This window comes from Catenovulum adriaticum, assembly GCF_026725475.1.
In the GTDB taxonomy this organism is placed as follows: Bacteria; Pseudomonadota; Gammaproteobacteria; order Enterobacterales; family Alteromonadaceae; genus Catenovulum; species Catenovulum adriaticum.
Map to the genome: position 1 here is coordinate 3028500 of NZ_CP109965.1, position 14254 is coordinate 3042753.

General features: G+C 39.8%; 9 protein-coding genes. 1 reads left to right on the plus strand and 8 read right to left on the minus strand.

The features are described from left to right. The first annotated feature begins 23 nt into the window (after nucleotides 1-23). Complete coding sequence (locus tag OLW01_RS13350; protein WP_268076239.1) at nucleotides 24-1988, plus strand: RecQ family ATP-dependent DNA helicase; 1965 nt, start codon at nucleotides 24-26, stop codon at nucleotides 1986-1988. Between the two features lie 22 nt (nucleotides 1989-2010). Here the strand turns inward: OLW01_RS13350 and OLW01_RS13355 are convergent, their stop codons facing one another. From OLW01_RS13355 to OLW01_RS13390, 8 genes are all read right to left on the minus strand, one after another. Beyond that, complete coding sequence (locus OLW01_RS13355; RefSeq protein ID WP_268074410.1) at nucleotides 2011-6252, minus strand: DEAD/DEAH box helicase; 4242 nt, start codon at nucleotides 6250-6252, stop codon at nucleotides 2011-2013. Nucleotides 6253-6423: 171 nt separating this feature from the next. After that, nucleotides 6424-8055: an alpha-L-fucosidase gene (locus tag OLW01_RS13360; protein ID WP_268074411.1), complete on the minus strand. Its 1632-nt coding sequence runs from the start codon at nucleotides 8053-8055 to the stop codon at nucleotides 6424-6426. A 14-nt stretch (nucleotides 8056-8069) separates the two neighbouring features. After that, complete coding sequence (locus OLW01_RS13365; RefSeq protein ID WP_268074412.1) at nucleotides 8070-9707, minus strand: sodium:solute symporter; 1638 nt, start codon at nucleotides 9705-9707, stop codon at nucleotides 8070-8072. A 16-nt stretch (nucleotides 9708-9723) separates the two neighbouring features. After that, the gene (locus tag OLW01_RS13370) at nucleotides 9724-10494 is read right to left on the minus strand and encodes an SDR family NAD(P)-dependent oxidoreductase (RefSeq protein ID WP_268074413.1); all 771 of its coding nucleotides are present in this window, start codon (nucleotides 10492-10494) and stop codon (nucleotides 9724-9726) included. A gap of 18 nt (nucleotides 10495-10512) precedes the next feature. After that, nucleotides 10513-11277: an SDR family NAD(P)-dependent oxidoreductase gene (locus tag OLW01_RS13375; RefSeq protein ID WP_268074414.1), complete on the minus strand. Its 765-nt coding sequence runs from the start codon at nucleotides 11275-11277 to the stop codon at nucleotides 10513-10515. Next, nucleotides 11274-12050 carry an L-rhamnose mutarotase gene (locus OLW01_RS13380; RefSeq protein ID WP_268074415.1) on the minus strand — a complete coding sequence of 259 codons (777 nt, stop codon included), beginning with the start codon at nucleotides 12048-12050 and terminating at the stop codon, nucleotides 11274-11276. Before OLW01_RS13380 ends, OLW01_RS13375 begins: the two co-directional genes overlap by 4 nt. Before the next feature lie 12 nt (nucleotides 12051-12062). Then, on the minus strand, nucleotides 12063-13175 hold the full coding sequence (locus OLW01_RS13385) for a mandelate racemase/muconate lactonizing enzyme family protein (RefSeq protein ID WP_268074416.1): 1113 nt from the start codon (nucleotides 13173-13175) through the stop codon (nucleotides 12063-12065). A 22-nt stretch (nucleotides 13176-13197) separates the two neighbouring features. After that, the gene (locus OLW01_RS13390) at nucleotides 13198-14202 is read right to left on the minus strand and encodes a zinc-binding alcohol dehydrogenase family protein (protein ID WP_268074417.1); all 1005 of its coding nucleotides are present in this window, start codon (nucleotides 14200-14202) and stop codon (nucleotides 13198-13200) included. Nucleotides 14203-14254: the final 52 nt, after the last annotated feature.

Sequence of the window (14254 nt, forward strand, 5' to 3'; positions counted from 1 at the left end):
GAAATTTAAGGAAATATATGTCTATCTCTACGGACGTTCAAAATAGCTTACAACAAGTATTTGGTTTTTCAGAGCTGCGTCCTGGGCAAAATCAAACCATCTCACAGCTCTTATCTGGCTTTTCTTCTCTCGCTATTTTTCCAACCGGTTCAGGTAAATCTTTGTGTTATCAGCTTACCGCATTACATTTACCTAATTTAACTTTAGTGGTTTCACCATTATTAGCCTTAATGAAAGATCAACTCGATTTTTTAAATGCAAAAGGTATTAATGCCGCCAGTTTGGATTCAAGCTTAAAACCGGATGAATACCAGCAAGTTATAGCTGATGTAAAATTGCAAAAAACCAAAATATTAATGGTTTCTGTTGAGCGATTTAAAAATGAACGTTTTCGACAATTTATTGAATCAGTTGATATTTCAATGTTGGTGGTTGATGAAGCTCATTGTATTTCAGAGTGGGGTCATAATTTTAGACCCGATTATTTAAAACTGCCCCGTTATCGACAAGATTTAAATATTCCGTTAGTGCTTTTATTAACGGCTACCGCTACCAACAAAGTAAAACTGGATATGGCTAATAAATTTGAGATAGATCCAACACATATTGTGCAAACGGGTTTTTATCGTCAAAATTTAAACCTACAAATTGAATCTGTCAGCCAAGATAATAAAAACCAAGCGCTGCTAAATCACATCAAATCTAAAGTCAGTCAAAACCAAACCGGTATTGTTTATGTCACCTTGCAGCACAGTGCTGAGCAAGTAGCTGCATTTTTACAAAGCCAACAAATAAACGCTCAGGCTTATCATGCTGGCATGGAAAACGACAAGCGCCAGCAAATTCAGCTTGATTTTATGGCTAATAAAGTTGATGTGATTGTCGCCACTATTGCATTTGGCATGGGGGTCGATAAATCAGATATTCGTTTTGTTATTCATTACGATTTACCTAAATCTATTGAAAACTACAGTCAAGAAATTGGCCGCGCCGGACGTGATGGACAAAGTGCTGATTGTATCACCCTAGCTAATTTAGATAGTTTAACCACGCTTGAAAACTTTGTGTATGGTGATACGCCTGAGCTAGCTGGGCTTGAAATCTTGCTTAAGCAAATAAGTGAACAAAGTGAGCCATCTTATTCAGGTGATTACCGCTGGGAAATGCAACTGCTCGATTTATCCAATCAAACCAATATTCGTCAATTGCCATTAAAAACTATATTAGTACAGCTTGAAATTCAAGGTTTAATCAAACCTTTATATAGTTACTTTGCTGAATTTAAACTTAAATTTTTAGTCGATAAAGCAGAGTTATTGGCACAATTTAACCCGCAGCGCCAAGCTTTTTTGCAACAGGTATTTGACCATACTGAGTTTAAAAAAGTATGGGGCGTAGTCAATTTTGAGTCTTTGCAAAATGCCCTGCCTAATCAAAGAGCCAGAGCCATTGCCGCACTGGAGTATTTAATGCAGCAAGGTTTAATTGAATTGCAAAGCCGCTTAATGACCGAAGTTTATCAAGTTAATTTAGATGCGATTAAACAAGCCAATTTAGCTGAGCAGTTACATTTATATTTCACCGAAAAGCAAGATAAAGAAATAGCCCGTATCGCCACTCTAATTCGCTTTTTTGAATTAGATAAATGCTTAAGCTATAACTTAGCGGCTTATTTTGGAGATCGCAGCGCGCCAGAAAATTGCGGGCACTGCTCTGTCTGCCAAGGCCAGGTAGCCAAATTAGATTATTCAGCAACGCCAAACTGGCCAAGCGATCAAGTTTTACAACAAATATTAACTGAGCTGTCAGCCTATTTAACCAATAAAAATGTGCCGCTCTCGCCAGAAAGCCAGTGCCGATTTTTAACCGGTATTAGCACGCCTTTATTTGCTAAAAATAGAGTCAAAGCGAATGTAGATGGCTTTGGTATATGTGAGAAACTTAGCTATGCGCAAGTTAAAACCAAGGTCGCTCAGTTAACCGCTTAGCTTCTCTGGTGTCTTGCTGCACTTAAAACGTATCTTTTAATAGGCTTAGCATTTCATCAACTGATAATTTGCTGGCTTGTTCATTACCAGATAACAGCTTTTCAGCTAAATCTCTTTTATGTTTATGCAGATCGACTATTTTTTCTTCAATCGTATTTTTGGCAATCAGTCGATAAATAGTCACGGGTTTATCTTGCCCCATACGATGTGCTCTGTCTGACGCTTGCTCTTCCACTGCTGGGTTCCACCAAGGATCCATATGAATCACATAATCAGCGGCCGTTAAATTTAAGCCAAATCCACCTGCTTTTAAGCTAATTAAAAATACCTCACCTTCTCCTAACTGAAAGGCATTGACTCGCTTTTGGCGCTCTTTTTGAGGGGTGCTTCCGTCTAAATATTGATATTGAATACCCTTATATTCTAAGTGTTTTTGAATCAGCTTTAAGTGCCCCACAAACTGGCTAAAAATAAGTGCTTTATGCTTATTTTTTTGAAGCTCGGTTAATAATTCATCCAAGGCGTTTAATTTGGCACTGGGTAAATCTGTCTCTGCAAAAATGAGCGCAGGATGGCAACAGGCCTGACGCAATTTAACCAGCTCTGCCAGCATTTTAATTCTTTGCTCACCTGTATTGCTGGCATTGTTATCATTGCTAATATTATCTATCGCCGTTTGTCTAAGCGCCTCGTAAAAAGCTTGTTCTTTATCGCTCAGCTCTACTTGAATATTAATTTCAGTCCGTGGAGGCAATTCGGTCAACACTTGGTTTTTCATCCGTCTTAAAATAAAAGGTTGGATCAAATGTTTAAGCGCTTTACTGGCTTTATGTGCCGCTAATTTATCTTCTTTAACATTGGCGATGGGCAGTGCAAAACGACGACCAAAGGTTTTTAAATTGCCCAATAAACCCGGATTAACAAACCGGAACAAACTCCATAATTCAGTTAAATCATTTTCAATCGGCGTACCTGTGGTAATCAGCTTAAAATCAGCTTTTAAATTGTAAGCCGCTTTGGTTCTTTTACTCAGTGGGTTTTTAAGCGCCTGCGCCTCATCGGCCACAATGGTATGCCAGCGAACATGTTTTAATAAGTCAATTTCTCGTTGTAACAACCCATAACTCATAATCACACAATCTAATGGCTTTAAATCGCTAAGCAGTGCTTGTCTTTGCTTTGTATTACTGGCATCAGCAAACAATTTAATCTTCAGGCTAGGGGCAAATTTGGCGGCTTCCTGTTGCCAGTTAAAACAAACCGAGGTAGGTGCAATCACTAAACTGGGTCCGTTGTTAGCACGCCTTAATAACATAGCTAAGGCCTGCAATGTTTTGCCTAACCCCATGTCATCGGCCAAACAGGCACCCGCGCCCCAATGTGCCAGCCTTGACATCCATTCAAAACCTTCACGTTGATATGCTCTTAATTCGGCTTTTAATGTAGCGGGTACTAAAGGCATGATCTGGTTAGATTCATGCATTTTTTTAGTTTGTTCATCCCAGGCATGAATGGTTTTTAAACGCATGCCTTGGGTTGCGTCTGCTATTTGAAAGCTGGCCAGCGGATGAAATTTTCCTTCGTCTGTGATTTGATTAAAGTAAGTCAGTTTGGCTTGTAGCTCTTGCGATAAGGTTAAAATTTGTTCACTATCTAAACGAATATATTTACCATTGCTTTGGCCAATTAATTCAAGCAGCTTTTTTAAATCAATTACTTGTTGCTCATCTACTTTTAATTCACCTGAAATATCAAACCATTCATTTTTTTTATTCACCGCTAACTGTAATTGTTCACTGGTCAGTGTATTAGAGAGCTTTAATTTTTTACCTTTAGGCCAGCGTAATGTTAACGGCAGTAAGCGGGTAGCATTTTCATTATCCTGTGACGCTGCATTTTGTTTAACGACTTGCTCGAGCTGTTGTAGTGTATCTAACGCCGTTAAGCTATCTTCCACGTTTAAGATATTGCCCGGCATCGCTAAAAACTCAGGGCAAACTTGATCCAGTTGATCTAATAATTTTTGCTCTTTAATTAAATCTCTTTGAGTCGCAATGCGTTTGCCATCAATTTCAGTGGTTAAATTAACATTGCCTATGGCGGGTTTAAAAACCGGCCCTTTTTCACCAAATGGCATCACCACACAAGTAAAAGTTAACCCATCCATAAAAGGTTGAATGTCGATCACCAAATGAGGATCGCAGGCCACTTTTGCCAGCCCAGTATCAAGTTCGTTTAAATCAGACTGGATATTTAATAAAGGCGCAATGGCAGAAATACTTTTAAGTGCTTTCTCTTTGGCATGAATTGGAATTAACAAACCTGTTTCGCCAATAATATCCACTACTTTTAAGTGTGATGGGTTAAACAAAGTAAATGCATAATGACCTGGACTCAGCTCAAAAATTGAATAAGGGCTTTCTTGCCCGTGCGTGCGTTCAGGTAAATCTGCAATGCTTAAACAAAGCTGCTCACCTTGCTGATTAATTAATAATTCAGGCTCTTTTTGGGTCAGTTCAATTGGATTGTCTGGATCGTCACCCACAAATAAATTAGCCGCATTCGCTGCCGCCAGCAAAGCACTGGCGCCTTCCAACACATAATGAGCCGTATTTTGGTATCCCCAGCTCTGCTGCAAGCTAATCGCCTGACAAATTTGCAGATCTTGCTCGGTTAAAAAATGAAAAGTACTGACTTCATGGTACAAACGTTTAAGGGAAATAACGCGGCCTTTTGTCCAGCCAGTGGCCGATTTTTTTTGCTCTTTTGCGCTTAGTTTGGCGTGATAACGGTCAAACTCTAACTCCCAAACTAATCTGGATTCTGAGCTGGGTGTCTGTTCAGACTCGGCTTCTGTTGGCTGTTTTAATGCGATCAGCTTATCTAGCGCCAGTTCCCAATCTGCTTTTTGATTAATCTGCTCAGGAAAGTTGATTAGCTTGCTTAATCTGTCTAATTTTTTTATTTGAGGCCAATTTAATACCTGCTCGCTTAGCGTCACAAATAACGTCAAGCCCATTAAATTAAAGCCCGTTTTGCTCTGCTCTAATTTTGCCGTGTCTTCAGCATCTAATCGGCCTTGGCACCAAATTTTACTTAAACCAAAGTTTAATTGAATTAAATGATACGAGAATAAATCATAGTGATTTAAATGCGAAAACCGGTCGGGCGAAAATAAATATTCTGTGCCTGATGCTAAACATTTTATGGTCCAGGTTAAAGCTTCGCTGATACTTAAATATTCTGGATCTGAATTTTTATCGGTACGCTCAAAATTAATTTGTTCGAGCGCAACCTCATAATAAGCATTGTCTGTTTGATTGGCTTGCATTAATAAACAGAGTTTATAAAAAATACCGTTTACACCATTTAAATATTGCTTTTTTCGGCGAACAAATTTGTTTTTGGCTTTAATTGCATCATTAAAGTAGCCGGTTGCTTGCTCAAAATGTCCGGTTAAAAACAAAAAGCTGGCAATTAGCTGTAAACCATAACAGCTGGTATCTTGATGCGGGATCAAAGCTTGAAAATCAGCAAAACGAGCGCTCAATAAATACTGTTCGGCCAATAAATATTTTAATAATACGTTGGATGAGTTAACTTGATAAACTTGCGCTAGCAATTCAAGTGGATACTGGATATTGCCGCCTTTCATTTGCCGTACTCTAAACCAAGTGGCAAAACTTTGATATTGAATACTGTTTGGCAAAGCTAAAAATGTTTCAAGTTTAAATGGCGAAAAAAACAGCTCAATTAAAATCTGATTTTTATGAATATCAATAATTTGTGGATTTTTATTAAAGGCGAGTAAGTGTTCAAATTGATCCCATTTTTTTAAGAAATAAAAATCTCTTAATAACCTTTGCTCATTTTTAGAGTTGCCTTGCCAATGATATGAAGAGGTAACGGGCATCACCTGCTCAGCTAACCGAATCAATTTATCAAACTCACCGTTATCAGCACAGTCTTGACTGATTTGGTTAGCGACTAGCCGGTTAATTTTAATGCCATCCGTATTTTGGCTGATTAAGTCTGCTTGAGTAAGTTGTTTAATAGTCGCCGCAGATAAAAAGTTTTCTACATCAGCAAAGTCAGCTAGGCCATTAGCGTCAATTAATCCAAGTAAATAAACCAGTTTAGGCTGGCTGATCGGGTTATATACTAAAGCCAAAACCTTAAGTAAATTTTTTTTAGCCGGCTCACACTGTAAATAAACCTGATACAAGCGCTTTGATTGTGCAGGGGTTTGAGGTGAAATTTGCATAAAGGCTTTACATTGGCTGGAAAAAAACAGTGATGCAAAGTAGCAAATTATCACCCGACAGACAAACTCATCTGTTAAAAATTATATTCCAAATGGCTTAGCGATAAAGAAGTACGATATGCGCCAAACAAATGTTTTAAGCCGCATACCGTGTTTTAAACAATGGTTAAATTAATCACCATTACCATTAGTGCCAGGGTCTTCGCCGCCGATGCCAACTTCCTCTTCATGAAGTAGCGTAATTTTATAGCCAACCGCAAAGTCGCTTGGTATTGAGCTTGGCTGGTCAATAACTAGGCCTTGTTCATTACGCTGCCACTTTACTGTTTGATTGCTACCAAGCATTTCAATTTTTTTAATTTTGCCAGGTAATACTGTCAAATTACTACTCAGCGACTGAATCACAATATCGCCTTGTGGTTTATCCATCACAAATGCATAAACTGTATCGTCCCCTTTTTTAGTAAATCGAATATCTTTGTCATTGTATTCAATTTTTTGTTTTTCTATTTTATGTCCCCCATGGCGAATACGCGTTGGACCTTCACCAAATGTTGTCCATGGGCGTGTACCATAAATGCCTTCACCATTAATGTTTAACCAATCACCTAGCTTGCCTAACATGTCGTGCATTTCTTGTGGAATAGACCCATCAGGATTAGGCGGCACGTTTAACAACATCAAACCGTTTTTTGAGACAATATCAATTAAGATATCGACAATTTCGTTTGGCTCGACAAATTTGGCGTTTTCATAATAAAACCATGCGCCGGGTGACGTATCTGTCATCCAAAATTCATCTTTTTGCTTATTAGGACGACCACGCTCGTAATCTAAAATACCAGTAGAACTGGGGAATGAAGTATTTTTGTAGTTAATGACGACTTCTTTATCCCACTCTTTAGCTTTGTTGTAGTAATAAGCTACAAATTTTTTGCGGTACTCTTCATCCAAAAATTCAACCCACCAATCAAACCAGATAACATCTGGCTGATAGTTGTCTATCACTTCTTTTAACTTAGCAAACCAACGGTCATGGAATTTTTTATTAGGTTTAAAATCTGTTAAATCGTGCTGGTCAGTATATAAATCAGCCGTTTCTGCAGTTGCGTCAAAGTTGTATGCGTTAGCGAAATAAACCCAAGTAAAGGCATGATGAAATGAGGTGATCACTTTTAAATCACGCTCTCTAAGCGCTTTGCTTAGCTCGCCCACAATATCTTTACCTGTTGTCGCTTTTGAGTTCCAACGCGTTACTTCACTATCCCACATTGCGTAGTTATCGTGATGAATGGCGACTGGACCAGCAAATTTAGCACCCGATTTCTTGAATAAATCTGCCCATTCCTTTGCATCAAACTTATCAGGATTGAAGCTTTTAATAATATCTTTAAAACCGAACTCTGATGGATGACCGTGCGTTTTCACATGGTGTTGGTAGGCGTATGATGGGCGCGATTCTTTGCTTTCACCAAATAACCTAACCTCACCCGTTTTCCAATCGTATACTTTGTCCATATACATATCTAAACCATACCAGCCCGCAGCTTGTTTCATGCCGATATTAGCAGTAGAAGTTGGTCCCCAGTGTGTATAAATACCAAGTTTAGCATCTTGAAACCAATCCGGTTTATGGTTTACTTTGGATAAAGATTCCCAGCTTTCATCATAAAGCTCTGTGGTTTTTTTACTACTTTTGCTAGTGCTTTGCGGTGTTTCTGTCGCATTACACCCCATAGCGCTCGCTGCAAATATAACAGCAGCTAAATATTTAACTTTATGTTTAAAAATTTTGTTATTCATATTTTTATACCTTATTAGATAAACAATGCGTAGCACAATGCCATAACCGCGATAAGTAACAAACTCATAATACGCGCATCTGTAATACCTGAAATTGGTTTTTCAGTTAATACCAACAGCGGGCTCTTCCAGCAAAATTTTTCAACAACCGCTTGCTCTGGTTTAGGTGTCAAATAACTAACAACAATCAAAATAATGCTACTAATGACAAACAACCACCAAGCCTGCAACATAAATGGAATGCCGAGTTGATCAGTAAAGAAACGAACTGGATTGCCAGCCTCATCGTTACCTAAAAACAAGCCAGATACGGCCGGAAAGTCTAAGCAGAAAACAATTGCGCCACATAAAAAGCCACCGATTAGGGTATAAAGGGCGGCCTTTTCTGTACCTCGAGGCCAGAAGATACCCCAAATAAATACCGCACTAATAGGTGGTGCAAGCACAGCGATCATTTGGTTAATACCCTCAAAAATACCACCAAACTTTTCACCTTGAGTAGACCAAGCAATTGCTAATAAAAGTACAACAGCAACTGTTACGCGGCCGTAGTAAACAAGCTTGTGATCTTCAACATCTGGTTTAACACGTTTAACAATATCAATACTTACTAATGTCGCCGTTGAGTTTAAAGCCCCAGCAACTGTACTCATCAATGCTGCTAATAGGCCCGCGATCACAACACCTTGTAAACCAACAGGCAATAATTCTTTGATCATTACGATTAACGTAGCGTCTTTGTTATCTGCAATTTGCTCTTGGAATAAAACGTAAGCAATAACGCCAGGTAATACCATAAATAGCACTGGCATAATTTTTAAGAAACCTGCAAAGATAGGACCTAATTGTGCATCACGCTCAGTTTTAGCACCTAATACACGTTGTACAATAGTTTGATCACTACACCAGTACCAAATACCTAAAATTGGGTAACCTAATAACATTGCGTACCAGCTGTAATCACCCTCAGTCCTGATCATACTTAGTTGATCTGGTTTTGCTGATGCTTTTAATTGGTCTAATGAAGTGATTCCCATATCGCTTAGCGCAACCAATGCAAAGTAAGTAACAGCAATTGCGCCTATTAATAAGATAACGGTTTGAATAGCTTCTGTTACAACAACCGCTCGTAAGCCACCTAGGGCGGTATAAATTAATGTTAATGCTGAGATGACCAGAATTGAATAAATAATATCTAAATCAACAAAACTTTGAAAAACAACCGCACCGGCATAAAGCGTTACACCGATATGAATAAATAGTGCGCCGATAACCGCCATGACGGCTAGCACTGTACGTGATGTTGGGCCGTACCGACCTTCGATATATTCAGGTAAAGTTGAAATTTTTGAACGGAAATAAAACGGTGCAAATACTAAACCCAACAGTATAAGTAAAAACGGCGCTAACCATTCAAAGTTACCAACAACCATACCTTGGTCATAACCAGATGCGGCTAAACCAATTAAATGTACGGTTGAAATGTTGGTTGCGAATAAGGCTAAACCAATAGTTGGCCAGCGTAATGAGCGACTTGCCAAAAAGTAGTTTGACGATGAGCTAGCCGAGTTACGACCAACATAGACACCAAACGCAGTAATACCTAATAAATAAGATATTATTATCGTTAGATCTATCCAATGAATATGCATTGATGTACTTCCCCAATTAAAAACCGATGGCCGCACCGCCATCTACGGTAAAACATTGGCCAGTGATAAATTTTGCGTTACTTGATGCTAAAAACACGGCCATATTAGCGATATCTGTTGGTTCGCCCATTTTGTTCATTGGGGTACGCGACAACACTTTGTCTTTGCGTTGAGTATCATTGGCAAATGCTTGATCTGTCATTGGGGTGTGAATCCAACCGGGAGCAATTGCGTTTACCCTAATTCCAAGTGACGACCATTCAGCAGCCAAACCACGGGTTAATCCTAACACTGCGGTTTTGGCTGTGGTGTAAGCGATGATATTGGGCACTCCCATAAAAGAAGCCATAGAAGCCATAAATAAAATACAGCCTTGTCCATTCGCTATCATGTTTGGGGCAACCAATTGCGACAAAGCAAACCCTGCTTTAACGTGAGTATTGAGTACATCGTCAAATGAGTCTTGAGTGACATCTAACGCAGGGGCTTTAATATTTTGTCCTGCGTTATTCACTAATAGGGTAATATCTGCATCAAACGTTGTGCGGGTATGCGCTACCATTTTATTTCTGTCAGTTGCGTTAGTAATGTCACCAGCGTAAAAAGTGGCAGTATTACCCAGCTTAGCAACTGCCTCTTCCAACATATTTTGTCGGCGTCCAGTAATGCACACTTGAGCGCCAGCTTTAACCAAAGCTTGAGCAATGGCAAAACCAATGCCTGTGCCGCCACCTGTTACCAGCGCAACTTGCTGATGCAAACTATTTTGTTCAACTTGATAATTCATATTTTTACTTCTTAATAGTTAAATGCGGCGATAGCCTAATTCAGCGCCACCTGATACATGGTGAATGGTGCCAGTCACAAAGCGCGCATCATCTGAAATTAAATAGACCGAAGCAGAGGCAATAACATCCCCTTCTGGGCAATAACCCAATGCATGAATGCCATCTAAATAGGCTTCCATTTGGTTTGGATCTGCTTGTTCACTTACCCATTCGCGTAACATGGGCGTCCAAGTTCCCGCAGGACAAACCGCATTAACTCGAATGCCATACGTTGCATAATCAAGCGCCATAGATTTAGTTAAAGAATTCATAGCGCCTTTAGTCGCGGTATAAGCTGCGTGGTTTTCTTGACCCAAAATGCCTGCCATACTTGAGGTATTTAAAATGCAGCCTTTAGAGGCCTTTAAAGCGTCAAAACCATATTTAGTCGTTAAATAAACGCTTTTTATATTCACGTTAAATACGCAATTCCATTCATCCATTGTAGTTGTGTGAATTGGTTTTGTGGGCGCTCCAACCCCAGCATTATTGTGTATAACATCTAAGCGACCATATTTTTCAATGATCATCGCAATGGTGTTAGCCACATCATTTTCATTAGAAACATCGCATTTTATACCTAAATGTTTGCCCGGCAATTTATTGGCCCGTTCTTTGGCCATATCATCCTCTATCCCGCACAGAATGACAGTCGCTCCCTCACTTGCATATGCTTTAGCACACGCCCAACCAATACCGTCAGAGCCGCCTGTTAAAAATACGACTTTGTTTTTTAACCTCATTTTGAAACCTCTAATAATGGTGTCATCGACGACCAGTTGCCTTCGCCGTGCAAATTAATTAAACATTCTTCAGTATGCGTCCACCATCTTTGAGTCGTGGGATCTGCCGCCATTTTTTGGTTATCAGCTTTAATATCTGATCCTATGTATTCAGCAAAAGTGAACAGCAGCAATGCGTCACCGTCTTCAATTAAAAAGCTGGTCCAATTGCGATAATTCGACTTCACCATGCCATCAACTACCCCTGGCCAGTTGAGCTGATGCAACTGCCGATACTGCAATTCAAACTCGGGCTTTAAACGACTCATAAACCCCATACGTTGCGCAACTTTGTTGTGCGGAAAAGTTTTATCGCTGGCCACTAAATTCATCCATTCCATACGCAACCACACATTGTGTTTATTAGCCCGTGAATGCGGGGTTAACCGCTCGGAAAATTGCTTTAGTTGTGGTGAGCTATTAGTTAAACGATGCTCCCAACCCAGAATGCTTTTATCGTCACTTTCAAAATAGGCAAATACCATGACCTTTTGCTTTAAAGGTTTAAAATAAATACTTAGTTTGTCTATGTCCTTATGCGTATTATCCATTGTTTGTTGCTCGATAGACTTAGCTAAATTTTTTAATTCAGTTAATTGCTCAAGCTTGGCAAACGCAATTAACCCAAGGCGTTGCTTATCATCCGATTGCAGTTTATTTTCGTAAGGCGACAGCGCCGATGCTTGCACGCAGAACAAACTCAGCAACACCAAAAACAATTTAAATTTTTTCATAGCAAGCTCCCACTAAATTTTATTTATGGTAGCTAACGCATGCTCAGTTGGCTCCATGCCTGCTCCCGCAGCTTGAGGGGCAAGGTAATAACCATCTTTCACTTGCGCTGGATGCTTCATCCAATCTTTCAGCCATGGTATGTATTCCAACAAATGACAAGCAGGATGAGCCAAACACAAATGCTGATGAACTTGCCCCATATCACCAACATGCGGCACCACAGGTAAATTATTTGCATGGGCAAGTTCAGCAACTGTCCACCACTCAGTAATACCCGCTAAACGTACTATGTCAGGCTGAACAAAGTCGACCGCTCCAGCTTGAATAAAATCTCTAAACTGTTGAGTTAAATATAACTGCTCACCTAAAGCAATTGGCGTTGTAATCGTATTGGCAAGACGTTGATGCCCTTTTACATCATCAAACCCCATTGGCTCTTCAATCCAAGTAATATCAAAGTCAGCTAAGCGCTGCCCCAAGCGAATAGCTTCTGGTAATGACCAGCGACCATTAGCATCAGTCATAATACGAATATCATCACCAAGAGCCTTGCGCACAGCTTCTATTCGGCGCAAATCTTCAGTGCCAGAATCTCCACCTACTTTAATTTTAACTGCACGATAGCCTTGCTCTTCAACCATACGTTTACAATCAGATACCAGCTGCTCTTTACTCCAATTTAGCCAGCCGCCATCTGTGTTGTAAGCTTCTAACTTCTCATTGCCTGACGCCCCCTTTAAGCTCCATAATGGCACATCGAACGCCTTACATTTTAAATCCCACAAAGCGATATCAATGGCACCTAAAGCTAAATGAGTAATACCCGAACGGCCAACCCAGTATATTTCGCTAGATTTATATAATTTTTGCCAAAGCGCACGGGTAGCCATGATATCTTCGCCAATTAATAACGGGCCAAAACTATTAACAATACAATCAACGATTAATTTATCAGTCGGTAAATGTGCATGAGTACCCGAAAAACCATAACCGACATGGCCCGTGTCGGTATGAATAGCGACACCAGGTGCGCCCCAATGAGTAATCGAGTGCGTGCTGTCTTTAATACCACCTTTTGTAACAGGTGCATGTAAAATAATGGGTTCTAATTTAGTAATTTTCATATGTTTAAATTCGCAATCTGGTTTAATAATCAATAATGGCTTTTATCAAGCCTGCTTTACCAACTAACTTAGGTAATTGTTGGTCTAACTCTGCAAAACTTAATCGCTCACTGATCATGGGGGTTGGGTCAAACACTTTGTTGGCTATAGCGTCTATGACTGTTTTAAAATCGCAAGAGAGAGCTGCTCGACTGGCCAGCAAAGTGATTTCACGTTGATGAAAGCGCTCCGCATCAAAAGTAGTATCTCCGGGGAACAAACCAATATAAACAATGCGTCCACCATATTCGACTATGTTGAAGCAGTTGTTCATTGAAAATTGATTGCCTGTTGCATCAATCACACATGCAGGTAATTCACCAAAATGTTCAATTAACGCTTTTTCTATATTGTCTTGCGCTTTAAGCGCCGTACCTAAGTTAAGTGTTTTTTCAGCAAAATTTAAACGGCCTTCGTCAATATCAACAATAACAGGCGTCGCGCCTTGCGCTTTTACAAAAAACGCTGCCGCCAGGCCAATTGTGCCCATGCCCAAAATAACGACTGGTTCACCCGGTTGCACATTGGCTCGATTAACTGCATGGCAACCAATCGCTAATGGCTCAACTAAAGCAGCTTGTTCTATAGTGAGTGCATTGGCTTTATGCAAATACTCTGTTGGTACAGAAATAACTGACGTGTGACCACCATCAAAATGAACCCCCAGTACACTAAGCTTATTACAGCAATTGGTTTTGCCCTTGCGACAGGCAACACATTCACCACAAAAGTAATATGGCTCGATAACACAACGGTCACCCACTTTTATATGATCTTGTGCATGGGCTTCAATAACCTCAACACATAACTCGTGACCAAGTATGCGTGGATAATTAAAAAAAGGTTGCTTGCCGCTCATCGCATGAATATCAGAACCACAAACCCCACAAGATAAAACTTTGACTAAAGTTTGACCTTGCTGCAGCTGGGGTGTTGGCGTTTCTATAAAGCCAAACTTACCTGGTTTAATTAAGCTTAAACTTTTCATTATTTACATTCTTCTTAAGATTGAACAAAGCCATTAACAACCTATACTAGCA